The 26,685-nt window shown below is 40.9% G+C and carries 14 protein-coding genes; all 14 read left to right on the forward strand.

All coding sequences use genetic code 11. The features are described 5' to 3' along the window. Positions 1–6 precede the first annotated feature (6 nt). Positions 7–327, forward strand: coding sequence for a TfoX/Sxy family protein (locus tag B7717_RS06650; RefSeq protein WP_049490308.1), 321 nt, complete (start codon positions 7–9; stop codon positions 325–327). Positions 328–475: 148 nt separating this feature from the next. Further along, positions 476–1,333 carry a bifunctional methylenetetrahydrofolate dehydrogenase/methenyltetrahydrofolate cyclohydrolase gene (locus tag B7717_RS06655; RefSeq protein ID WP_193432027.1) on the forward strand — a complete coding sequence of 286 codons (858 nt, stop codon included), beginning with the start codon at positions 476–478 and terminating at the stop codon, positions 1,331–1,333. 4 nt (positions 1,334–1,337) lie between these two features. Then, a complete protein-coding gene (locus B7717_RS06660; protein ID WP_084944423.1) occupies positions 1,338–2,111 on the forward strand; it encodes an HAD hydrolase family protein in 774 nt (257 codons plus the stop codon). A gap of 53 nt (positions 2,112–2,164) precedes the next feature. Beyond that, positions 2,165–2,986 (forward strand): phosphate ABC transporter ATPase, encoded by an 822-nt coding sequence (locus B7717_RS06665; protein ID WP_084944424.1) that lies wholly within the window; start codon positions 2,165–2,167, stop codon positions 2,984–2,986. Positions 2,987–3,153: 167 nt separating this feature from the next. After that, on the forward strand, positions 3,154–10,260 hold the full coding sequence (locus B7717_RS06670) for an SIALI-17 repeat-containing surface protein (RefSeq protein WP_084944425.1): 7,107 nt from the start codon (positions 3,154–3,156) through the stop codon (positions 10,258–10,260). Positions 10,261–10,438: 178 nt separating this feature from the next. Next, complete coding sequence (locus B7717_RS06675) at positions 10,439–11,290, forward strand: NAD(P)H-hydrate dehydratase (protein ID WP_071851358.1); 852 nt, start codon at positions 10,439–10,441, stop codon at positions 11,288–11,290. Positions 11,291–11,498: 208 nt separating this feature from the next. Continuing rightward, positions 11,499–13,988, forward strand: a complete 2,490-nt coding sequence (locus B7717_RS06680) for a bifunctional DnaQ family exonuclease/ATP-dependent helicase (protein ID WP_394334651.1) — start codon at positions 11,499–11,501, stop codon at positions 13,986–13,988. A 5-nt stretch (positions 13,989–13,993) separates the two neighbouring features. Beyond that, entirely contained in the window at positions 13,994–15,217 is a 1,224-nt protein-coding gene (locus B7717_RS06685; protein WP_000830416.1) for an FtsW/RodA/SpoVE family cell cycle protein, read from the forward strand. Between the two features lie 10 nt (positions 15,218–15,227). Next, entirely contained in the window at positions 15,228–15,782 is a 555-nt protein-coding gene (locus B7717_RS06690) for a DJ-1 family glyoxalase III (protein WP_084944427.1), read from the forward strand. Between the two features lie 385 nt (positions 15,783–16,167). Further along, positions 16,168–17,031: a helix-turn-helix domain-containing protein gene (locus B7717_RS06695; protein WP_000894366.1), complete on the forward strand. Its 864-nt coding sequence runs from the start codon at positions 16,168–16,170 to the stop codon at positions 17,029–17,031. An 86-nt stretch (positions 17,032–17,117) separates the two neighbouring features. Further along, positions 17,118–21,845: a glycoside hydrolase family 70 protein gene (locus B7717_RS06700; protein ID WP_084944428.1), complete on the forward strand. Its 4,728-nt coding sequence runs from the start codon at positions 17,118–17,120 to the stop codon at positions 21,843–21,845. A 460-nt stretch (positions 21,846–22,305) separates the two neighbouring features. Further along, positions 22,306–22,869, forward strand: coding sequence for an HAD-IA family hydrolase (locus B7717_RS06705; protein ID WP_025168831.1), 564 nt, complete (start codon positions 22,306–22,308; stop codon positions 22,867–22,869). A gap of 13 nt (positions 22,870–22,882) precedes the next feature. Next, on the forward strand, positions 22,883–24,829 hold the full coding sequence (gene gyrB / locus B7717_RS06710) for a DNA topoisomerase (ATP-hydrolyzing) subunit B (protein WP_000134077.1): 1,947 nt from the start codon (positions 22,883–22,885) through the stop codon (positions 24,827–24,829). A gap of 80 nt (positions 24,830–24,909) precedes the next feature. Continuing rightward, the gene (gene ezrA / locus B7717_RS06715) at positions 24,910–26,637 is read left to right on the forward strand and encodes a septation ring formation regulator EzrA (RefSeq protein ID WP_070799981.1); all 1,728 of its coding nucleotides are present in this window, start codon (positions 24,910–24,912) and stop codon (positions 26,635–26,637) included. The last annotated feature ends 48 nt before the right edge of the window (positions 26,638–26,685 follow it).

Genomic DNA, 26,685 nt, shown 5'->3' on the forward strand with positions numbered 1-26,685 from the left:
GGCATCATGGCTTCCAGTAAAGAATATTTAGATTTTATTCTCGAACAACTATCAGAGCTAGAGGAGATGAGTTATCGTCCAATGATGGGAGAGTATATCCTTTATTATCGTGGGAAGATTATTGGGGGAATCTATGATAATCGTCTGTTACTGAAGCCTGTGAAGCTGGTCTTGGATCAACTGGGACAGACTAGGCTTGAATGTCCTTATGAAGGAGCTAAGGAGATGATTTTGATAGAAGACATTGAAGATAAATCATTTCTAATGAGATTAATCAAGGAGATGTATGAAGTCTTACCGGCTCCAAAAGTCAAAAAGAAAGCGTGACAAGTTTACCTAGTATAAATAGGCATAAAAGCTCGATAAGGGCTTTTTCTTATAGTTTCAGACTATAAGGTCCATTAGGCAAGAAGTGTTAGAATGGCGAGTTATTTTTTGATATAATAGAGGATATTTGATAGAAAAGAGAAGAGATATGGCACAGATTATTGATGGGAAGGCTCTTGCAGCTAAGTTACAAGGACAGTTGGCTGAAAAGACGGCCAAACTAAAAGAAGAAACAGGTCTAGTTCCAGGATTGGTAGTGATTTTGGTGGGGGACAATCCTGCCAGCCAAGTCTACGTTCGCAACAAGGAACGGTCAGCTCTCGCTGCTGGCTTCCGTAGTGAAGTCGTGCGAGTTCCAGAGACCATTACCCAAGCTGAATTGTTAGACTTGATTGCCAAATACAATCAAGATACAGCTTGGCATGGGATTTTAGTTCAATTACCTTTGCCAAAACATATCGATGAAGAGGCAGTGTTATTAGCCATTGACCCCGAAAAAGACGTGGATGGTTTCCATCCCCTAAACATGGGTCGCCTCTGGTCTGGTCATCCAGTTATGATTCCTTCGACACCTGCAGGAATTATGGAAATGTTTCATGAATATGGGATTGATCTAGAAGGTAAAAATGCGGTTGTTATCGGTCGTTCAAATATCGTCGGGAAGCCGATGGCCCAGCTACTTTTGGCTAAAAATGCAACAGTGACCTTGACTCACTCACGGACCCATCATCTTGCTAAGGTTGCTGCTAAAGCAGATATTCTTGTCGTAGCTATCGGTCGCGCCAAGTTTGTGACTGCTGACTTTGTCAAACCAGGAGCGGTTGTCATTGACGTTGGGATGGACCGAGATGAAAATGGCAAGCTTTGTGGAGATGTTGATTATGATGCGGTTGCACCACTTGCTAGTCACATCACACCTGTACCTGGTGGAGTTGGACCTATGACGATTACCATGCTAATGGAGCAAACCTATCAAGCAGCGCTTCGAACACTAAACAAGGACTAGGAAGATGAAATTCGTATTTGACCTAGATGGAACGCTATCTTTTGACTATATGACCATAGATGAAGAGATTAAGCAGGTTCTTTTAAAGGCTGAAGATTATGGGCATGAGCTTGTGTTTGCCTCAGCTCGCTCTTATCGGGATTGCTTGGGTTTATTAGGACCTGAACTCAGTCAGCGCTTGGTCATAGGTTTGAATGGTGGCGTAGCCTATCATTTGGGGAAGGCTATCTTTGAAAGGAATCTCGATGCTAGAGTTTATCAGGCGCTAGTGGATTATTGCCAGACTTATAATCTGCCTTTCTTTGTAGATGATTGCTTTGACTATAGCGGTCAGATTGTAGAGAAGATTCCATTTATTTCCAGTGTGGATCCCTTAAAGGTGGCTCGTCATCAGAAACTTGAGGACTTAGGGACTCCGATTAAGGTAGTCGTTTATATGGGTGACCATGAGGATTTGCTTGATGATCTGCTTGGTCAGTTAGAAAGACTAGGACAAGCTCATCTGTCTTATCATGCGCATGAAAAGTGCCTTTATGTTAATCCCTTGGATACTCATAAGGCGACAACTGTTGAAAAGTTATGCGGGGAGAACTTCATCGCTTTTGGCAATGACCAAAACGATATTGAGCTCTTTAAAACATCTCTCTACTCTGTCCGGATAGGCGATTTTGCTGGTCTTAGTCCATATGCAGATGACACGGTAGAGCAAAAAGGAGAACCTTCTCCAGCAGTGGCAGCTAAAATCTTACAGACTTTTGCGGAATTTAAGGGAAAATAGTGTAGAAGGAGGTTTGCCCCTCCTTTTGTAGTATAATGGAGTGAGGTGATTAGATGATTTTAAAAATTTATAATGGAGAATATAGTTTGCAATGGGATGGAATATATCACTTAGCACTAATTGATTATCCAAATATTCAAGAGTGGGAATTAGAAAAAATTGCTAAATTTATAGCTTACGAAAAACTTCATAAACGTCAAACAAGTATCGAGTGTACTGATTCTTGTTTAAAAAAAGAGATTTTAGATTACATCTGTCAGCATCCTTTTCTGCCACCATTTACCCCTACAGATAAAAGAGTAGCCTCGACTTATGATCTACATAAGAGGTTAGTGACTTCAGACTACTGTAGCCATACTACGACTATAGATGCAGCGATTTCTATTTTTAAAACAGGTCAGCTCTTATCTGCTGTGAAAGCCTTTGGTCGAGATGCTGAGGAGTTGGTTTTGGATAGTCGAAATGCTGCATCTGATCCGAAAGATTATTTTGACTATGTCATGTTAGGATGGTCAAATACAAGTTCTGGTTATCGATTGGCGATGGAGCGTTTATTAGGTCGAGCTCCTTCAGAGAAAGAATTACAAGATAAGTTTATTCCTGGAGTAAGTTTTCATTTTATCTATACAGATTTGATTAAAGTTCCTGGTTATATTTTTGATGGTTACCATGTTGCAAAAGTTAAGGACATGCTTAATTTATTAAGTGAGTTGTATATTTGCATTATTCCAACTCATAATAAGAGCCGATTTGAAAATATTATTCCAAGTCGATTACTAGATAGGGTGCATTATCTTGACTATGCTGGAGAAGACTTAGAAGAGTGGACTAAGAAAGTCTATCAAGTTGTTTTAAAACAATCAGATAAAGGATAGTTGAGGAAAAACGATGAAAGTGATTGCAATTTTAGGTGTATTTTGATATATTTAATATATAAAATATATTATCGAACTTGGTACTTGTTTGTGTATTCAGAAGGAGGTTATTTTTTAAAATAAAGTAAACGCTTACTTTGTATCAAGAAAAAGAAATGAGGATTTTAATGAACAAAAGACTTTTTGATAAACGTTGTCATTATAGCATTCGTAAATTTGCAATAGGTGCAGCATCTGTAATGATTGGGGCCAGTATATTTGGTATTTCAGCTGTACAAGCTGAGGAGGTGGCTTCATCCAATACTCAAACAGAAGAAACAACTGTTCATCAAGCTCAGCCTTTAGATAAGCTTCCCGATGATGTGGCAGCTGCAATCGCAAAGGCTGATGAGAATGGTGGGCGTGAGTTTGTAAAACCAAAAGCTGATTCGACAGAAGACAAAGTGACTAAGGATACGGAACCTACTAGACCTGCTAATGAGGGTAGTCATGAATTGGCTAGACCTAAAGTGGAAACTCCAAACAAAGAAGAAGGAAACAAAGCTGAGAACAAACAGAAACCTGAAGAGACAAATCCAAAGCCTATTGAATCTGCAGCAACAGCTGGAACAGAACTGAAAGAGGATTCTAAAAAAACTTCCGGAAACGACCAGGTAAAAGCAGATACAGAGAGCAAACCTTCTTCTGAAAAAACGCAAGCGCTTTCTAAAGAGCCAAGTAAAGCGGATGTTGAAAAAGAGAAGCAGCTATTATCGGAGCGAAAACAAGATTTTAATAAAGATTGGTATTTTAAACTAAATGCCCAAGGAGATTTTTCAAAAAAAGATGTGGATGTTCATGATTGGTCTAAATTGAATCTTCCTCATGATTGGAGTATTTATTTTGACTTCGATCACAAGTCTCCCGCACGTAATGAAGGTGGCCAGTTAAATGGTGGAACAGCTTGGTATCGTAAGACTTTCACATTAAATGAAGCAGACAAGAATAAGGATGTTCGTATCAATTTTGATGGGGTTTACATGGATTCAAAGGTCTATGTAAATGGTAAATTTGTAGGACATTATCCAAGTGGCTATAATCATTTTTCATATGATATTACAGAATTTTTAAACAAGGATGGTAGTGAAAATTCAATTACTGTTCAAGTGACCAATAAGCAACCAAGCAGTCGTTGGTATTCAGGAAGTGGGATTTATCGTGATGTAACCCTTAGTTATCGTGATAAAGTCCATGTTGCCGAAAATGGTAATCATATCACTACTCCAAAACTTGCTGAGCAAAAAGAAGGGAATGTTGAAACACAGGTTCAAAGTAAGATTAAAAATACGGATAAGAAGGCTGCTAAAGTCTTTGTGGAACAACAAATTTTTACTAAGGAAGGTAAGGTTGTTTCAGAATTAGTGCGCTCTGAAACGAAGAATTTAGCAGAAAATGAAGTTGCAGATTTCAGACAAACAATCCTAGTTAATAAACCAACTCTTTGGACGACAAAAAGTTATCATCCTCAACTGTATGTGCTGAAAACAAAGGTTTATAAAGAAGGTCAACTAGTTGATGTAACAGAAGATACATTTGGTTACCGCTATTTCAATTGGACTGCTAAGGATGGTTTCTCTTTGAATGGTGAACGCATGAAATTCCATGGAGTAAGTATTCACCATGACAATGGAGCCTTGGGTGCAGAAGAGAATTATAAGGCTACTTATCGTAAATTAAAACTCTTGAAAGATATGGGGGTTAACTCTATTCGAACAACCCACAATCCAGCTAGCCCTCAGTTGCTTGATGCTGCGGCTAGCTTAGGTCTTTTGGTTCAAGAGGAAGCTTTTGATACTTGGTATGGTGGCAAGAAGACTTACGACTATGGACGGTTCTTTGATCAAGATGCAACCCATCCTGAAGCTAAAAAGGGTGAGAAGTGGTCTGATTTTGATCTTAGAACAATGGTAGAACGTGATAAGAACAACCCGTCTATCGTCATGTGGTCTCTTGGAAATGAGGTAGAAGAGGCAAATGGTAGTCCTCGTTCTATCGAAACTGCTAAGCGTCTGAAGGCAGTTATCAAAGCGATTGATACTGAACGTTATGTCACCATGGGTGAAAACAAATTTAGTCGTGCAGCGACAGGTGATTTCTTGAAACTTGCAGAAATCATGGATGCTGTGGGGATGAACTATGGTGAACGTTTTTATGATGCGGTTCGTAGTGCTCATCCAGACTGGCTCATTTATGGTTCTGAAACTTCTTCAGCTACTAGAACGCGTGATTCTTATTACAATCCTGCTCAAATCCTTGGACATGATAACCGTCCAAATCGTCACTATGAACAATCTGACTATGGTAATGACCGTGTTGGATGGGGAAGAACAGCTACTGAATCATGGACTTTTGACCGTGATCGTGCTGGCTATGCTGGACAATTTATCTGGACAGGAATTGACTACATCGGTGAACCAACTCCATGGCATAACCAAGATAATACACCTGTAAAAAGTTCTTACTTTGGTATCATCGATACGGCTGGTTTACCGAAGAATGATTTTTACCTTTACCGTAGTGTATGGTATAGTGCTAAAGAAAAGCCAACTGTTCGCATTTTACCACATTGGAACTGGACTGAAGAGACCCTTAAGGATCGTAAGATGCTGGTTGATGGAAAGGTTCCGGTTCGTACCTTCTCAAATGCTGCAAGCGTCGAATTGTTCTTAAATGGAGAGTCGCTTGGTAAAAAGGAATTTACTAAGAAAAGGACAGAAGATGGACGTCCATATCATGAGGGAGCTAAACCAAGTGAATTGTATCTTGAGTGGCTTGTGAAATACCAACCAGGCACACTGACTGCGATTGCTCGAGATGAAAATGGCAACGAAATTGCGCGTGATAGTGTGACAACTGCTGGGGAGCCAGCAAGAGTTCGTCTGACTAAAGAAGAGCATGTTATCACTGCAGATGGAAAGGACCTATCCTACATCCATTATGAAATTGTTGATGGCGATGGTAATGTGGTTCCTACAGCTAACAATCTTGTTCATTTCAATCTTCATGGTCAGGGACAAATCGTTGGTGTGGATAATGGAGAACAAGCTAGTCGTGAACGCTACAAAGCTCAAGCAGATGGAACATGGCAAAGACGTGCTTTCAATGGTAAAGGGGTTGTCATTGTAAAATCAACAGAAAAAGAAGGTAAATTTACTCTTTATGCAGATTCTGCTGGTTTGACATCTGATAGCGCAACGGTCGCAACGGTGTCTGGTAAGAAAGAAAATCGTCACTTTGTAGCCTTTGCTCCTGTAAAAGCAACAACTGATGTGACGACAAATCCTGAATTACCTCAAACAGTAACAGCTATTTATAGCGACGGTAGTGTTGAGGAAAAGACTGTAACTTGGGAAATGCCATCTGACTTGCTTACAAGCGCAGGTGAGAAAAAAGTATCTGGACGTGTAGAAGGTTTGGAAACTAAAGCTGAGGCACTTGTTAAAGTGATTGCTTTAGATAGATGGTTACCAAAAGTTGCTACAGTCCCAGTTGGAACGAATGCGGCTGATTTGGATAAAACGGTCACAGCTGTTCTGACAGATGGTAGCTTGATTGATACTGATGTTGTTTCTTGGACCTTGAAAGACCCTGCTGCTTTGAACAAGGAAGGTGGACGTACGGAGGCTACTGGTAAATTGGTAGATGACGACCGTGAAGTGACTGCAACCTTTATCGCAAGTAGTAAGGAAACAATAAGTAGCATTACAGGACTTACTGTTGGGGATAAAGCTCTTGAGAATTTTGAGTCTGGCAAGACCTATTATCGTGTATCCCTTCCTTACACTGCAACTACTCCAAGTGTTGGAGCTCAGACTACCGGATATCAAGTAACTGTTCAGCAAGCTTCTGCTGATAATGGTTATCAGGCTTCTGTCTTCTTGAGTGACCAAAAGGGTGACTTGGTTCAAACTTACTTAATTCAGTTTGTGAAGGAAGCTCCTGCTTTGAAACGTTTGGAAGTGGTTGTAGAAGGAAAAGAAACTGCCACTGAAGATCAAGTATTGACTTATCACGTCATTGGTCGTTATGAGGATGGTTCACAAACAGAGTTTTCGGCTTCAGATATTCACTTAGAAGCTAAATCATCTGATGGGGGACATCTTGAGGTGAATGGTCAGAATCTATTGCTCTATACTAAGGGAAGAGTGACTTTGACACCTCGAATCGATAATCAAACAGAGAAAACAGAATCTGTAACCACTGAAGTGGTGATTAAAGAAAATAAAGTCAGCAAGAAGATTGTGAAACTTCATCCTGTGTATGTTTCTACAGATATCAATCAGCAACCGAATCTACCTAAAGAAGTTGGAGCAGAATTTGATAAGGGCTTGCCACGCAAAGTATCTGTAGCTTGGGATAGGGTAGATGAAAAAGAGTTGGGGCACTATCATAGCTTTACGCTTAAAGGACATGTGGAAGGCACAGATATTGAAGCTCAAGCGACTGTAACGGTTGAAGGATTGCAAGTTGCAGAGGAAATCAGTCTCACAGTACCTAAGGGTGAGACGGTTCAATTGCCAGCTAATGTTCGGGCTTACCATTCTAACGGAACAACTATCTATAAAGATGTTGTTTGGGATCAGGTTCCAGCCAACTTTAGTCAAACTGAAGGGGTCTATGAAATCAATGGTCGTTTAGTAGGTAGCAATCTGACAACTAAAGCTCATGTTCGAGTATCTAGTCAAGTGGTTGCTGGAAATAATATCTCTAAACAATGGACAGGTTCACAATTACCAGCTGCCATTGTATCCAATACAGGAGGAGATGACACAGCCAACACCTTGAACGATTTGACTGTATCAAGAACGCCATCAGATGCTAAAAATAGATGGACTACTTGGAGAACAAATACTGATAATGACTGGGCTTCTATCTTATTTGGTAATTCAGGAGACTTGACGAAGCGTTTTGTCAACAATTTGTCGGTTGATTTCTATACTGATGGAGCAATTGGTCTTCCAAAAGAATATGTAGTTGAATATTATGTAGGTAAAGAAATTCCAGATTTACCAAGTGATGTCAGTCATGCGCAACGAGATAGCAATCATCCATTTAATAATCCAGAAAATTGGAAAGCAGTTGAGAACTTGCATGCTCCAGGTCAGCTATCTGCAACTCAAACAAATCACTTCACATTTGACAAGGTAGAAACTTATGCTGTTCGTATTCGTATGAAGAAGGCTGATGGAACATCAGGTGTTGGTCTGACAGAGCTAACTGTCCTTGGAAATAAGGTAGTAAGCTCTACAAGTTCAGAGATTTCTATCAAGGTAGATGGCAAGGAACTTGAACACTTTAATCCATCTAAGACTGATTACTATATTCCTCAATCTAGCAAACAAATCACTGCAACAGCTAGCAATAATGGTTTGGTAACAGTTGTGCCTGCAACTAGTCCAAAAGGTGCAACACGTCTCATCTTAAAAGCAGAAGATGGTACGGTATTGAAAGAATATCGAATCTTCCGCAATGATGAGAGAGAAACTAGTCAACCGCTTGCTGCAGAAAATGGTGCTAAAATCTTGAATGTTGGAGACAATCTTCAACTTCCTTCAGAGGTAGGCGTTTATTACCCAACTTCAACTACTTGGACTACAGAAAAACTTGCAGTGAAGTGGGATGCTATTCCTGAACATGCGACAGAGCATGAGGGAACATTTGAAGTTACCGGTCATGTCATTGGTACAAATCTAACCACTAAAATGCAGGTGACAGTTGTTTCTAAAGGCAATCAAGTCATTTCAGAAAATCCAAACAACAATGAAACGGATTCTAAAGCCTTTGCTTCGACAACGAACGATACACAAGCAGCTTCACATGATAGAATTTTCTATATCAATGATGGAAAATACAATGAAGATGGACGTTGGACAAACTGGTCTCGTACTCCGAAAAATCAAGAAACTTCTGTTGGATTACTCTTTAAGAAGGATGGAAAAATTACTTCTCAATCTATTGGAAAAATAGCCATTCAGTTCTTTAAAGATAGTGGCACAGATGCTCCAGAGAAAATGGTTCTAGAAAGATATATTGGTCCTGCCTTTACAGAACCAAGTACGATTTCTCGTTATGAAGAAAATGCTGACCATCCATTCAACAAGGCAGAAAATTGGGCACCAATTCCTTACAAAGTTTCTGGAGAATTAGTAGCTGGTAAACCAATTGAGTTTAACTTTGAACCGGTTCAAGCGACAGCTATTCGTGCCCGCATGACTCGTAAGGCTACTACTAATGGCCTAGCGCTTGTAGAATTTACAGCCTACTCTGCAGGCAAGGGAGCAGAAGTCGAAACACCATCAGCGACTATTTCGATCGACGGAAAAGCATTGGAAAACTTTGATCCAAATGTGACAGAGTACACCTTAACAACAATGGGTTCAAAACCAAAAGTCACTGCAACAACTAGTGGACATGGAGTAGTTACAGTTGTGGATTCTGGAAATGCCAATCTTCCAACACTAGTTCGTCTTGTTTCCAAAGATGGAAATCTGGTGAAAGAATATCGTTTACACTTTAAGTCTACCTTCCAAACAACACCAACAGAAGGCGTTAAGAATTTAGTAGCAGAAACTCCAAGTTTGGAAATTGAAAAGACTCCGCTTCCGTTTAAAGAAGTTATTCGTGAAAACCCTGAACTTGCTCAAGGTCAACGTCGTATCGTTTTTGAAGGACAAGATGGAGAAAAAGTTGACTATATTCAAGTTTTGGGTACTACTAGAAGTCTTGTTCATTCTGAAGAAAGAAAGGCTCAGGATCGCATTGTTGAAGTAGGAGTGAAAGCATCTATTTCAAGTAGTAAAGGCGAGGAGCTAGCTCCAGTCAATGAAGTTCCAGAATTCAAAGGAGGTGCTAACTTTGTAGAAGCAGCAGTAAACGAAGTTCCAGAATACACAGGAACTCTTGCTACTGTAGGAGATCAAGCGGCACCAAGCGTTGAGAAACCTGAATTTAAGGGTGGTGTTAATGCTGTAATGGCTCTAGAACATAAACTTCCAGAGTACCGTGGTGTTCTAGCCACAGTAGGTGACCAACCAGCACCGACAGTAGAAAAACCAGAGTTTAAGCTAAGTTCATTAGACAAGGCTCAAACTCAAGAAGCGCCAGTTCAAGTTGCCAAGGAAGACAAGAGATTACCAGAAACTGGTGAGGGAGAATCTGAGACAGCCCTCTTCTTGGCAGGTGTTACCTTGGCCTTGTCAGCAGCCTTATTAACTGCAAAACGCAAAGAGGATTAGTCTGTTCATTTAATACCAGATTAGTAGAAGATAAAAAATGAATCGATTACTTTCGTGTTTGGACGAAAGGAGAGTAGAGGGGCTTTGTCCCCTCTTTTTCTATATGAACGAATAGATTTATGTTCAAGATGCAAGGTGTATAGACTTTATAGTATAATGAATAGAGAGGGAAATAACGATGAAAGTGATTGATCAAACTTTACTAGAAAAAGTCATTGTGGAACGGTCTCGTCACAGTCATAAGGGAGATTTCGGTCGTCTGCTCTTGCTGGGAGGAACCTATCCTTATGGAGGTGCTATCATCATGTCAGCCATTGCAGCTGTAAAAAGCGGCGCTGGTTTGGTGACTGTTGGCACGGATAAGGAGAATATTCCGGCTCTGTACAGTCATTTACCTGAGGCCATGGCATTTTCTCTTCAAGACCAGCAATTGTTAAAAGAACAGTTAGTAAAGGCAGAAGTTGTCTTGTTAGGTCCGGGTTTGCGAGAGGATGCATTTGGAGAAGAACTCGTAAAACGGGTCTTTGACAGCCTTAGAAAAGACCAGATTTTGATTGCAGATGGCGGTGCTTTGGGCATCTTAGCAAACGGCCAGTTACCGTTTCCTTCCAGTCAGCTCATCCTAACTCCCCACCAAAAGGAATGGGAAAGATTATCTGGTACAGCTCTTGACCATCAAAATACAGAGACGACTGCTAGGGCTCTTTCATCTTTTCCACAAGGAACGATTCTAGTCGAGAAGGGGCCAGCAACTCGTATCTGGCAAGCTGGCAAACCTGAATACTATCAGTTACAGGTTGGAGGCCCCTATCAAGCAAGTGGGGGAATGGGAGATACACTGGCTGGAATGATTGCAGGATTTGCAGGCCAATTCCGACAGGCCAGTCTCTATGAACGTGTGGTGGTAGCGACTCATCTGCACTCAGCCATTGCCCAAGAACTAGCTCAAGAACACTATGTGGTTTTACCAAGTCAGATTAGCTGTGAAATTCCAAAAACAATGAAAAAAATATCCCAAAAAGGCAATTGAAATCTTAATTGCCTTTTTTATGTTTTCACAGCTGATTTATTTTTCTGGTAAGATTTTTAAATACCTCAGAACCAGCAACCAACTGCTGAACTTACGAAAAATTCTCACTTTTAAGGTCTTGATTTTTTATTAAACTCACAAATGAAGCAAGATTGTTAACAAAGTTGAGGGGTGTCAAATCATGCTTTTTTTGATATAATTTTTAATGATGAATGCGAGAAATGATCGGTATGTGGTCGTTGATTTAGAGGCGACCAGCACCGGAAGCAAGGCAAAAATTATTCAAGTAGGCATTGTGGTGATTGAGAATGGTGAAATCATCGATCAGTATGCGACTGATGTCAATCCCCACGAACCCTTGGATTCTCATATCAAAGAATTAACAGGTCTGACCGATCAACGCTTGGCTGCGGCACCAGAGTTTTCTCAGGTGGCCGGAAAAATTTTTGAATTGGTTAAGGACGGTATTTTTGTTGCGCACAATGTACAGTTTGATGCCAACCTCCTTGCAGAATTCCTCTTTTTTGAAGGATATGAATTGCGCACACCGCGGGTGGATACAGTTGAGCTTGCCCAAGTTTTGTATCCTCAGTTTGAAAAGTATAACTTAGGTATCCTTTGTCAAGAGTTGGGCATTGAGCTGGAACATGCCCATACTGCCCTGTCAGATGCTCAGGCAACAGCTGAACTCTTGCTTTACATGTGTCAAAAACTCTTTGAGCTACCTAAAGGGCTCTTAGAAAGCTTATTAAACCTTGCAGACAACCTTCTCTATGAAAGTTATCTGGTGATTGAGGAGGTCTATCAGCAACAATCTCTCTTATCTTCGCCCGACTTGATGGAACTTCATGGGCTTTTCCTCAGAAAGGAAAGCAAAGCCTTAGTCCCACGAAAGTTATCCAAAGACTTTGCTAAAAACATTTCTTTATTGGGGCTGGAGGAGCGTCCGCAACAGTTGGAATTTGCGGAGAAGATTGAGCAATTATTGGAAGAACACCAGACTTCCTTTATCCAAGCCCAAACGGGACTGGGCAAGACTTATGGTTATCTCCTCCCAGCTTTGAACTTGGAGAGTCAAGCAGGTATCCTAGTGAGTGTTCCGACCAAAATTCTTCAAAATCAAATCATGCAAGAAGAAGGTCAGCGCTTAAAAGAGGTCTTCCATCTGGAAATTCATAGTCTCAAGGGGCCTCAAAATTATTTAAAACTGGATGCCTTTCACCGAGTTCTCCATCGACTGGAGTCCAATCGCCTTTTCACACGCTTTAAAATGCAGTTGCTTATCTGGCTAACAGAGACAGAGACAGGTGACTTGGACGAAATAGGGCAACTTTATCGCTATCAGCATTTTCTGCCAGAACTAGTCCACGATGGCAAGCTTTCAAAGAAAAGTTTATTTGCCACAGAGGATTTTTGGAAACGAGGGCAGGAAAAGGCAAAAACCAGTCGTGTTCTTCTGACCAATCATGCTTATCTGGTCACTCGTTTGGAAGACAATCCAGAGTTTGTCGATAACCGTTTAGTAATCTTGGATGAGGCTCAAAAAATGCTGCTAGCTCTCGAAAATCTAGCCCAGCAGGCTTATCGTCTTGAGGATCTTGTAACCCAGCTTGATAAGTCCTTGGAGACAGAGGAAGATTTGGTTCAGAAACGCTTGCTTGAGAGTATCGGCTTTGAATGTCGTTACTTGATGGAGCACTACCAGTCAGGCCTTAAGAATGGAAAGTGGTTGGATTCTCTTGAAGAGTTGCGCCAGCATTTTTCGGAGCTAGCTCTCCCAGAGTATAGAGAGATTGCAAACTTTTTCACCTCGGACCGTGAATTTTGGCTTGCTACAGCAGAGAAATCGAGCAAGGATGTCTTGATTTGTTCAAGTAAAAAAGGCCGCTTTATACTAGCAGACTTATTGCCAGAAGATTGTAGGCTCCTAGGAGTATCGGCCACTCTTGAAATCAGCAATCGGGTTTCCCTAGCAGATTTATTGGGATTTCCGGATGCTCCGCTTGTTAGGCTTGATGTAGCAAAACAGGAGCAACAAGAAGTCTTTCTAGTCGATGATTTTCCTCTTGTGACAGAAGTTTCACCTGTTGACTATGCTAGTGAAGTGGCTTCTGTCATTCGAAGCTTACAAGCCTTTCAAGAACCCATACTGGTCTTGTTTACTTCAAAAGAAATGCTGCTGGCAGTTTCGGACCTGCTCGACCAACCGCATCTAGCTCAGTATAAAAATGGGGAACCAAGTCAACTGAAAAAACGTTTTGAAAAAGGTGAACGCAAGATCTTGCTTGGAACAGGTAGTTTCTGGGAAGGGGTTGATTTTTCAACCCATCCTTGCGTGATCCAAGTGATTCCGAGATTGCCTTTCCAAAATCCCCAAGAGCCTTTAACAAAAAAATTAAACCAGGAACTGCGTCAAGAAGGGAAAAATCCTTTCTATGATTATCAGTTACCGATGGCGATCATTCGGCTAAAACAAGCCCTTGGTCGTACTGTTAGACGGCCCAACCAAGGTTCGGTTGCTCTAATCTTAGACAGTCGTGTTGTCAGCAAGCGTTACGGCAAACAAATCGCCCAGACCTTGTCAAAAGAAAGGGCTGTTCAGGTTCTTTCTAGAGAACAGCTAGAGCCTGCTGTAGCTGATTTTCTCCAATCCCGTCGCAATAGAATGAAAGAAAAATCCCAGAAAGAGAAAAGGTAAAAAATATGAAACGATCCTTCGACTCTCGAGTCGATTATAGCCTCCTCCTACCAGTGTTTTGTTTACTGGTGATTGGAGTAGTGGCCATTTATATAGCAGTTAGTCATGACTATCCAAATAATGTATTACCAATTCTAGGTCAGCAAATCGCTTGGATTTCCTTGGGGCTTGTCATTGGATTTGTGGTCATGTTCTTTAATACCGAGTTTTTATGGAAGGTGACTCCCTATCTTTATGGTCTAGGGTTGGCTTTGATGGTCCTACCTCTTGTTTTCTTCAATCCAAATCTTGTAGCGTCAACAGGTGCCAAGAACTGGGTATCGATTGGTGGAACGACACTTTTCCAGCCATCGGAATTCATGAAGATTTCCTATATCTTGATGTTGGCTCGAGCCATTGTAAGATTCACTCAAAAACACAAGGAATGGCGACGGACTATTCCCTTGGATTTCCTATTGATTGGTTGGATGATCGCCTTTACCATACCAGTCTTGCTCCTCTTAGCCCTACAAAGTGATCTGGGGACTGCCTTGGTCTTTGTAGCTATTTTTTCCGGTATGGTTCTCCTTTCAGGTGTTTCGTGGAAGATTATCATTCCGGTCTTTGTGACAGGAGTGACTGCAGTTGCAGGCTTCATGGCCATCTTTATAAGCAAGGATGGACGTGCCTTCTTGCATCAGATTGGGATGCCAACTTACCAGATCAACCGCATCTTGGCTTGGCTCAATCCCTTTGACTTTGCGCAAACAACGACTTACCAACAGGCGCAGGGACAAATTGCGATTGGAAGTGGTGGCTTGTTTGGACAAGGTTTCAATGTGTCCAATCTCCTCATTCCAGTACGTGAAAGTGATATGATTTTTACCGTAATTGCTGAAGACTTTGGCTTCATTGGTTCGGTCTTTGTCGTTGCTTTATACTTGCTTCTTATTTACCGGATGTTGAAGATTACGCTCAGGTCAAACAACCAGTTCTACACCTATATCTCGACTGGATTTATCATGATGTTGCTCTTCCATATCTTTGAAAATATCGGTGCCGTGACAGGCTTACTTCCTTTGACAGGGATTCCTCTGCCTTTCATCTCTCAAGGGGGCTCCGCAATTATTAGCAACCTCATTGGTGTCGGTCTCCTCTTGTCTATGAGTTACCAGACCAATCTAGCGGAGGAGAAAAGTGGAAAAGTTCCATTCAAACGAAAGAAAGTCGTCCTAAAACAAATCAAATAAGGAGGTCACTATGGCAAAAGTTGCAGTTATCTTAGCAAATGGCTTTGAAGAAATCGAAGCCTTGACAGTAGTCGATGTCTTGCGTCGAGCAAACATTTCTTGTGATATGGTAGGATTTGAAGAGCAGGTGACAGGATCACATGACATTCAGGTAAAAGCCGACCATATCTTTGATGGCGATTTATCCGACTATGACTTGGTCGTTCTTCCAGGTGGCATGCCAGGCTCAGCTCACCTACGAGATAATCAAGCCCTCATTTCACAGATTAAAGGCTTTGACCAAGCAGGAAAGAAAATTGCTGCCATCTGTGCAGCTCCAATCGCTCTTCATCAAGCAGGTGTCCTGCAAGACAAGCACTTTACTTGTTATGACGGAGTTCAGGAGCAAATTACTGACGGAATTTATCAAAAGCAAATAGTGGTTGTAGATGGTAATCTAACAACCAGCCGAGGACCGTCAACCGCACTTGCCTTTGCCTATGAATTGGTGGACCAGTTGGGAGGAGATGCCGAAAGTTTACTAGTCGGCATGCTCTATCGAGATGTCTTTGGAAATCAACAGTAAAACGAGAGGCGGACTCTCGTTTTTTTATTTACTCTATGTCTAAAAAATGTTTCAGATGATTGTCTTGCGATTTTATATCAATCTTTTATAAATCAATCAAGCTTTGTCCAGAACTTTGTCTAGCATAAGAAGGAAATCTATCTCTAGAAATGTTAGTGTTTTCAAGTTGTTAGATAGAATACTTCAGATTGTTACTGAAATCAAAAGATTCTTGAAAAAGATAGAATATTCAACAAATGCTATATTAAACGGTCTTATCATGCGAATTAATCTGCTTGTATTAATTTGAAATATAAAGTACTTTCTCTGTAATGTAATTGAAACATGTTACTAGTATATTAAAATTAGTCAGAATTTTTTGCATATACGAAACTGGGGGAGTGATATGTTGGAAACTTTTGGAAAAATATTCAAAGTCATTAGAGAATCAAAAAAAATGTCCCTGAAAGAGGTAGCTGCTGGTGATATTTCCGTGGCTCAGCTATCCCGTTTTGAACGGGGAGTCAATGGGATCACACTTGATTCTTTTTATTGCTGTTTAAAAAATATGGCCGTTTCCCTAGAGGAGTTTCAGTATGTTTACCATAATTACATTGATTCAGATGATGTGCTGTTCTCAAAAAAAGTAGCTGATGCATATCAGGAAAACAATGTTGTCAAGCTCCAAAATATTTTGTCAAGCTCAGAAGCTTTGACTGAACAGTTTCCTGAGAAGAAAAACTATAAACTCAATACGATCATTGTCAGGGCTCTCTTGTCCTCCTGTTGCTCAGATTTTCAGATTAGCAAGAAGGATATTGAATTTCTGACGGATCATCTCTTTTCTGTTGAGGAGTGGGGACGTTATGAACTCTGGCTTTTTACAAACAGTGTTGATTTGATGACCTTGGAAACGCTGGAAACCTTCGCTAGTGAGATGATCAATCGTACCCAGTTTTATAACAACCTACCTGAAAATCGCCGCCGTATTATCAAGATGCTACTTAATGTCATTAGTGTCTGTATAGAAGGGAACCACCTGCTAGTTGCTATGAGGTTTCTCAATTATCTCGACCACTCTAAAATTCCTGAAACAGATCTATATGATCGAACGCTGATTAAGTATCATAGGGCTCTCTACTCCTACAAGGTTGGGAATACCAATGCTCTCAGTGACATCGAGCAATGCCTATCTTTTTTTGAATTTTTAGATTCCTTTGGTGTTGCCCAAAAGCTTAAAGAACAGTTTGAAAGAATTTGCCTTTCATAGTTGTAGATGTGCAACAAAAAATGATCATTTTGAAAAATATACTAGAATAAGAGCATAACTTTATACTAAATTCAGAAGGAGGCTTTATGATGGAGAAAAAGATTCATTATAAGATGCATAAAGTTAAGAAAAACTGGGTAGCCATTGCTTTGACTACCTTGGCCCTTATTGTAGCACCAAAGGTACTTGGTCTAGAACCAGGCGTTGTCCATGCGGATGATGTAAAGCAGGTTGTAGTTCAAGAACCTGCTACAGCTCAGACTAGTGGTTCGGGTCAGAAAACTCCAGCCCAAGCTAAAATAGCATCTGAGCAAGAAGCAGAAAAAGTAACCCCTGCAGACAAGGTGACAGACGATGTTGCTGCTAGTGAAAAGCCTGCTAAACCAGCAGAAAATACAGAAGCAACAGTTCAAACCAATGCTCAAGAGCCTGCTAAACCAGCAGATACGAAAGAAGCATCTACAGAAAAGGCTGCTGTTGCTGAAGAAGTTAAAGCTGCTAATGCAATCACAGAAACTCCTAAAACTGAAGTAGCAGACCAGAATAAACAAGCAAGGCCAACAACTGCCCAAGACCAAGAAGGCGACAAACGAGAAAAAACGGCTGTTGAAGACAAGATTGTTGCAAATCCAAAGGTTGCAAAGAAAGATCGCTTGCCCGAACCTGCTCAAAAACAAGGAGCAGTGGCTGAAAGAATGGTGGCAGATCAGGCTCAACCTGCACCTGTAAATGCTGACCATGATGATGATGTCCTATCTCATATTAAGACCATTGATGGTAAAAATTACTATGTTCAGGACGATGGTACAGTTAAAAAGAACTTTGCAGTTGAACTTAATGGGAGAATACTTTATTTTGATGCAGAAACTGGTGCCTTAGTTGATTCAAATGAATATCAGTTCCAACAAGGAACCAGCAGTCTCAATAATGAATTCTCTCAAAAGAATGCTTTTTACGGCACGACTGACAAGGATATCGAAACTGTAGAAGGTTATTTGACAGCAGATAGCTGGTATCGTCCAAAGTTCATCTTAAAAGATGGAAAAACATGGACGGCTTCGACAGAAACAGACTTACGTCCCCTTTTGATGGCTTGGTGGCCTGATAAGCGTACTCAGATTAATTACCTCAACTATATGAACCAGCAAGGTCTGGGAGCAGGTGCTTTTGAAAACAAAGTTGAACAAGCTCTCCTGACAGGAGCTTCTCAGCAGGTTCAGCGCAAGATTGAGGAAAAAATTGGTAAAGAAGGCGATACCAAATGGTTGAGAACGCTGATGGGTGCCTTTGTCAAAACCCAGCCAAATTGGAATATCAAGTCAGAGTCTGAAACAACTGGTACTAAAAAGGACCACTTGCAGGGTGGAGCTTTGCTTTATACCAATAATGAGAAGAGCTCTCATGCTGACTCTAAGTTCCGTCTACTTAACCGTACCCCTACTAGTCAAACAGGTACACCTAAGTACTTCATTGACAAGTCAAATGGTGGTTATGAGTTCTTGCTCGCTAACGACTTTGACAACTCTAATCCAGCTGTTCAAGCCGAACAACTCAACTGGTTGCATTTTATGATGAACTTTGGAAGCATCGTAGCCAATGATCCGACTGCTAATTTTGATGGAGTTCGTGTCGATGCGGTGGACAATGTCAACGCAGACTTGCTCCAAATCGCATCTGACTACTTCAAGTCTCGCTACAAGGTGGGAGAAAGTGAAGAAGAAGCCATCAAGCATTTGTCTATCTTGGAAGCTTGGTCTGATAACGATCCTGACTACAACAAAGATACTAAAGGTGCTCAACTAGCAATTGACAACAAGCTACGCTTGTCCTTGCTTTATTCATTCATGCGTAATCTATCTATCCGTAGCGGAGTAGAGCCAACGATTACAAATAGTCTAAATGACCGTTCTTCTGAAAAGAAAAATGGCGAACGAATGGCTAACTATATCTTTGTGCGGGCTCATGACAGTGAAGTACAAACCGTTATTGCCGACATCATCCGGGAAAATATCAATCCAAATACGGATGGTTTGACCTTTACTATGGATGAACTCAAGCAAGCCTTCAAGATCTACAACGAAGATATGCGCAAGGCAGACAAGAAGTATACGCAGTTCAACATCCCAACTGCTCATGCTCTCATGCTCTCCAATAAAGACTCTATCACTCGGGTCTACTATGGTGATCTCTATACCGATGATGGTCAATACATGGAGAAAAAATCTCCTTACCACGACGCTATCGATGCCTTGTTGCGTGCTCGTATTAAGTATGTAGCAGGTGGACAGGACATGAAAGTCACTTATATGGGTGTACCTCGTGAGGCTGATAAATGGTCTTACAATGGTATTTTGACTTCTGTTCGCTACGGTACTGGTGCCAATGAAGCAACAGATGAAGGAACAGCAGAAACCCGTACCCAAGGGATGGCAGTTATTGCTTCTAACAACCCTAACCTGAAACTGAACGAATGGGATAAACTGCAAGTCAATATGGGAGCAGCCCACAAGAATCAATACTATCGCCCTGTACTTTTGACGACCAAAGATGGTATTTCCCGCTATCTAACTGACGAAGAAGTGCCGCAATCGCTCTGGAAGAAGACAGATGCTAATGGTATTTTGACCTTTGATATGAATGATATTGCAGGCTACAGCAATGTACAGGTTTCTGGATATCTGGCTGTTTGGGTACCAGTTGGCGCTAAGGCAGATCAGGATGCTCGTACAAAAGCAAGCAAGAAGAAAAACGCTAGTGGTCAAGTTTATGAATCTAGCGCAGCTCTTGATTCTCAGTTGATTTACGAAGGCTTCTCTAACTTCCAAGACTTTGCAACCCGCGATGACCAATATACCAATAAAGTCATTGCTAAAAATGTCAACCTCTTCAAGGAATGGGGAGTAACTTCATTTGAGCTACCACCTCAGTATGTATCTAGCCAAGACGGTACTTTCTTAGATTCTATCATTCAGAATGGTTATGCCTTTGAAGACCGCTACGATATGGCGATGAGCAAGAACAATAAATATGGTTCTTTAAAAGATTTGCTCAATGCTCTCCGTGCGCTTCACAGTGTCAATATCCAAGCCATCGCGGACTGGGTACCAGACCAAATCTATAACCTACCAGGTAAGGAAGTGGTAACAGCAACACGTGTCAATAACTACGGAACCTACCGTGAAGGCGCAGAAATCAAGGAAAAACTCTATGTAGCTAATAGTAAGACCAATGGGACTGATTTCCAAGGTAAGTACGGTGGGGCCTTCTTGGATGAGCTTAAAGCTAAATATCCAGAAATCTTTGAACGAGTACAGATTTCCAATGGTCAAAAGATGACAACAGATGAGAAGATTACCAAGTGGTCGGCTAAGTACTTCAATGGTACCAATATCTTAGGTCGTGGGGCTTACTATGTTCTTAAAGACTGGGCTAGCAACGACTATCTCACTAACAAAAATGGGGAGGTGGTACTGCCTAAGCAATTAGTTAATAAGAATGCTTACACAGGATTTGTTAGTGATGCCAATGGTACCAAGTTCTATTCAACTAGTGGTTATCAAGCTAAAAATTCCTTTATCCAAGATGAAAATGGAAATTGGTATTACTTCGATAAACGAGGTTATCTTGTAACAGGTGCTCATGAAATTGATGGCAAGCACGTTTATTTCTTGAAGAATGGTATTCAACTTCGTGATTCTATCCGTGAAGATGAAAAAGGTAATCAGTACTACTATGATCAAACTGGTGCCCAAGTTCTCAACCGTTACTACACTACTGATGGTGAAAACTGGCGTTACTTTGATGCCAAGGGCGTTATGGCTCGAGGTCTTGTCAAGATAGGAGATGGACAGCAATTCTTTGATGAAAACGGCTATCAGGTTAAGGGCAAGATTGTGAGTGCTAAAGATGGCAAACTTCGTTACTTTGACAAGGATTCAGGAAATGCTGTTATCAATCGTTTTGCTCAAGGTGATAACCCAAGTGATTGGTACTATTTCGGAGCAGATGGAGTTGCAGTGACAGGTCTTCAAAAGATTGGTCAACAAACACTTTACTTTGACCAAGATGGCAAGCAAGTCAAGGGTAAAATCGTGACACTTTCAGATAAGAGTATCCGTTACTTTGATGCCAACTCAGGAGAAATGGCGGTCGGCAAGTTTGCTGAAGGTGCCAAGAACGAATGGTATTACTTTGACAAAACTGGTAAAGCAGTGACAGGTCTTCAAAAGATTGGCAAACAAACACTTTACTTTGACCAAGATGGTAAGCAAGTCAAGGGTAAAGTAGTAACTTTGGCTGATAAATCCATCCGTTACTTTGATGCCGACTCAGGAGAAATGGCAGTCGGCAAGTTTGCAGAAGGTGCCAAGAACGAATGGTATTACTTTGACCAAACTGGTAAAGCAGTGACAGGCCTTCAAAAGATTGACAAACAAACACTTTACTTCGACCAAGATGGCAAGCAAGTCAAGGGCAAAATCGTGACACTTTCAGATAAGAGTATCCGTTACTTTGATGCTAACTCAGGAGAGATGGCAACCAACAAGTTTGTCGAAGGTTCCCAAAATGAGTGGTACTATTTTGATCAAGATGGAAAAGCAGTGACAGGCTTGCAGCAGGTTGGTCAACAGACTCTCTATTTCACGCAAGACGGCAAGCAAGTCAAAGGAAAAGTTGTTGATGTGAATGGGGTTAGTCGATATTTCGATGCCAATTCAGGGGATATGGCTCGAAGCAAATGGATTCAACTTGAAGATGGAAGTTGGATGTATTTTGACCGCGATGGTAGAGGTCAAAACTTCGGAAGAAACTAATCGAATTTAGCTCAATAAAAATCAAACTTTATCTGATGATATACAAAAACGATAACACCTTAAAAGGACGTTATCGTTTTTTGCCTGTTTGGAGAATAAATTACAATTGAAAAGAAAGATGGAATCATTGGGAACTGTAATGAATTAACAAGGGACTCCATATTGGAATAATCTTTTTCTGCACTCTATTGTGGTATTCAAAGCAATGAGTATTCTATTTTTAAAGTTTGAAAATCCAAAAGCGTTTCGTTTGTGAACAATGACGCGGTTGTTAGTAGTTTCTATTCTTTAATTTGTACATTTGAGATAAGAAAGATTTTGCTTGATTATTTATAGAGGAGCTATTCTTCACAAAAAGGCTCCATAGATGCAATAGTGTTTTACTCTCTATATAAATTATAGAGCCGAAAAATCTAGGAAATCATCGCTTTTTTCATAAAAAAATGGTATAATGAAGGGTATGAAATATCACGACTATATATGGGATTTAGGTGGTACCCTATTGGATAATTATGAGACTTCTACTGCAGCCTTTGTAGAAACCTTAGCCCAATACGGAATAGAGCAAGAACACGACCGAGTCTACGAAGCTTTGAAGGTTTCGACAGCTTTTGCCATCGAGAAGTTTGCACCAGATATCGAGGATTTTTTAGAGAACTATAAAGAAAATGAAGCGCGTGAGCTAGAACATCCAGTTTTGTTTGAGGGAATTCCAGAATTACTCAAAGACGTTTCGGACAAGGGTGGTCGCCATTTCTTGGTTTCTCATCGAAATGACCAAGTTCTAGAACTTCTTGCTAAGACCCAGATAGCGAACTACTTCACCGAGGTGGTGACTGCCAGTTCTGGCTTTAAACGAAAACCAGATCCTGAGTCCATGATTTATTTACGTGATAAATATCATATTACATCTGGTTTGGTCATTGGTGACAGAAATATAGATGTAGAAGCAGGTAAAGCTGCTGGCTTAGATGCCTATCTTTTTAATAACGTTGCGACATTGAGACAAGCAATAGACATGTAAGAAAAGGGAAAAAATGACAGAAGAAATCAAAAATCAACAGGCACAGGATTATGATGCCAGTCAAATTCAAGTTTTGGAGGGACTTGAAGCTGTTCGTATGCGTCCAGGTATGTATATTGGATCGACTTCAAAAGAAGGTCTTCACCATCTAGTATGGGAAATCGTTGATAACTCAATTGACGAAGCCCTAGCTGGATTTGCCAGTCACATCCAAGTCTTTATAGAGCCAGATAACTCCATCACCGTAGTGGATGATGGGCGTGGAATTCCTGTTGATATTCAGGAAAAGACAGGACGTCCCGCTGTTGAGACCGTCTTTACAGTTCTTCACGCTGGAGGAAAATTCGGCGGTGGCGGTTACAAGGTTTCAGGTGGATTGCACGGTGTAGGTTCATCAGTAGTAAACGCTCTTTCAACGCAACTAGATGTTCATGTCCACAAAAATGGTAAGATTCATTACCAAGAATACCGTCGTGGTCATGTTGTTGCTGATCTTGAGGTGGTTGGAGATACGGATAAAACGGGAACAACAGTTCACTTCACACCAGATCCAGAGATTTTTACAGAAACAACAACTTTTGACTTTGAAAAATTAAACAAACGTATTCAAGAACTAGCCTTTTTGAATCGAGGCCTTCGAATCTCCATCACAGATAGGCGTGAAGGTCTCGAACAGACTAAACATTACCACTATGAGGGTGGGATTGCTAGCTACGTTGAATATATCAACGAGAACAAGGATGTGATCTTTGATACACCAATCTACACAGACGGTGAGATGGATGATATCACAGTTGAAGTAGCCATGCAGTACACAACCGGTTACCACGAAAACGTTATGAGTTTCGCCAATAACATTCACACCCATGAAGGTGGAACACATGAGCAAGGTTTCCGTACAGCTCTGACGCGTGTTATCAATGATTATGCCCGCAAGAATAAGCTACTAAAAGACAATGAAGATAACCTAACAGGAGAAGATGTCCGTGAAGGTTTGACAGCAGTTATCTCAGTTAAGCATCCAAATCCGCAGTTTGAAGGACAAACCAAGACCAAACTGGGGAATAGTGAAGTAGTCAAGATTACCAATCGCCTCTTCAGCGATGCCTTCTCTGATTTCCTTATGGAAAATCCACAGATCGCCAAGCGTATCGTGGAAAAAGGGATCTTGGCTGCCAAGGCTCGTGTAGCTGCCAAGCGTGCGCGTGAAGTCACACGCAAGAAATCTGGTTTGGAAATTTCCAATCTTCCTGGAAAACTAGCAGACTGTTCTTCGAACAACCCTGCTGAAACCGAACTCTTCATCGTCGAAGGAGACTCAGCTGGTGGATCAGCCAAATCTGGTCGTAACCGTGAGTTCCAGGCTATCCTTCCAATTCGTGGTAAGATCTTGAACGTTGAAAAAGCTAGCATGGATAAAATCCTTGCAAACGAAGAAATTCGAAGTCTTTTCACAGCCATGGGAACAGGATTTGGTGCAGAATTTGATGTCACTAAGGCTCGTTACCAAAAACTCGTTTTGATGACCGATGCCGATGTTGATGGAGCCCACATTCGAACTCTCCTGCTAACCTTGATTTACCGCTACATGAAACCAATCTTAGAGGCTGGTTATGTCTATATTGCCCAACCACCGATTTATGGGGTTAAAGTGGGAAGTGAGATCAAAGAATACATTCAACCTGGTGCAGATCAAGAAATTAAACTCCAAGAAGCCTTAGCACGTCATAGTGAAGGGCGTTCAAAACCAACCATCCAACGTTATAAAGGTTTGGGAGAAATGGATGACCACCAATTGTGGGAAACAACCATGGATCCTGAACATCGCTTGATGGCGCGTGTTTCGGTAGATGATGCTGCCGAAGCAGATAAAATCTTTGATATGTTGATGGGGGATCGAGTAGAACCTCGTCGCGAATTTATCGAAGAAAACGCTGTTTACAGTACACTTGACGTCTAAAAAATGTGGGAAATAGTTCCCTTGGTTTAAAAAATATGATATAATCATTACGATTGTTTCTAGTATAAAAGGAGTTTGATATGTCTAATGGACAACTAATTTATCTAATGGTTGCGATTGCAGTCATTCTGATCTTAGCTTATGTAACAGCTATCTTTTTACGTAAGCGTAATGTAAGCAGATTAACGGCCCTTGAAGAAAGAAAAGAAGAACTCTACAACCTTCCTGTAAATGATGAGGTTGAAGCCGTTAAAAACATGCACTTGATTGGTCAAAGTCAGGTGACCTTCCGTGAATGGAACCAAAAATGGGTTGATTTATCTCTGAATTCATTTGCTGATATTGAAAATCACCTCTTTGAAGCTGAAAGCTACAATAATTCTTTCCGTTTTTTCAAAGCTGCTCACAAGATTGATCAAATTGAAAGCCAAATCGGCTTGATTGAAGAAGACATTGCTGCTATTCGCAATGCCCTTTCTGAACTTGAAAAGCAAGAATCTAAGAATAGTGGCCGTGTCCTTCATGCCTTGGACTTGTTTGAATCCCTTCAACATACCGTTGCAGAAGACTCGGAGAAATATGGGAAGGCCCTTCCTGAGATTGAGAAACAATTGGAAAACATCCAATCTGAATTCTCTCAATTTGTTACCCTAAATTCATCAGGTGACCCAGTTGAAGCGGCAGCAATTCTTGATTCAACTGAAAATCATATTCTTGCTTTGACACACATCGTTGAGCGAATTCCAGCTCTTGTTGAAACCTTGACAAAGGAACTGCCAGAACAATTAGCAGATTTGGAAGAAGGCTATCGCAAGCTGTTGGATGCCAACTACCACTTTACAGAAACAGATATCGAGTCTCGTTTCCAACTTTTGCATGAATCTTTGAAGAATAATCAAGAAAACATCCGTCAGTTGGAGTTGGACAATGCAGAGTATGAAAATAATCGCATCCAAGAAGAAATCAACGCCCTTTATGATATCTTCACTCGTGAAATTGCAGCTCAAAAAGTAGTTGAAAGTCTTCTTGCTACATTACCAACTTATCTCAACCACTTGAAAGAAAATAATCAGGTGCTTGTTCAAGATCTTGAACGCTTGACTAAAACCTACCTTCTTCCTGAAAGTGATGGAAATCATGTTCGTCGTCTTCAAGCAGAATTGGCTGCACTTGATACGGCAATCATGGAAGTGACAGAGGATCAAGGTGAGTCAACACAAGCCTACTCTGCTCTTGAAGAACAGTTGGAAATGCTTCAAAGCAACCTCAAGGATATAGAGGATGAGCAAATCTCTGTTAGCGAACGACTTGCGCAAATTGAAAAAGACGACCTCAATGCTCGCCAAAAAGCAAATGTCTATGTGAACCGTTTGCATACTATCAAACGTTACATGGAGAAGAGAAACTTGCCAGGTATTCCTCAAAGTTTCTTGAAACTTTTCTTTACTGCAAGTCATAACACAGAAGATTTGATGGCAGAGTTAGAACAACCACAAGTGAATATTGAATCGGTTAAACGAATTCTTGAAATTGCAACAAATGATATGGAAGCACTTGAAACAGAAACCTATGATATCGTTCAATATGCAACCTTGACGGAGCAACTACTCCAATACTCAAACCGTTACCGTTCATTTGATGAGCGTATCCAAGAGGCCTTCAACGAAGCGCTTGAAATTTTTGAAAAAGAGTTTGACTACCAGGCATCATTTGAAAAAATTTCACAAGCCTTGGAAGTTGCTGAACCAGGGGTTACAAACCGTTTTGTAACTTCATATGAGAAAACACGTGAAGCGATTCGTTTTTAAAAATAGAAGCTTAGAAGATTTCTAAGCTTTTTTCTTTTCCTAAAAAAA

This window comes from Streptococcus oralis subsp. oralis (genome assembly GCF_002096495.1).
Lineage (GTDB): Bacteria > Bacillota > Bacilli > Lactobacillales > Streptococcaceae > Streptococcus > Streptococcus oralis_CU.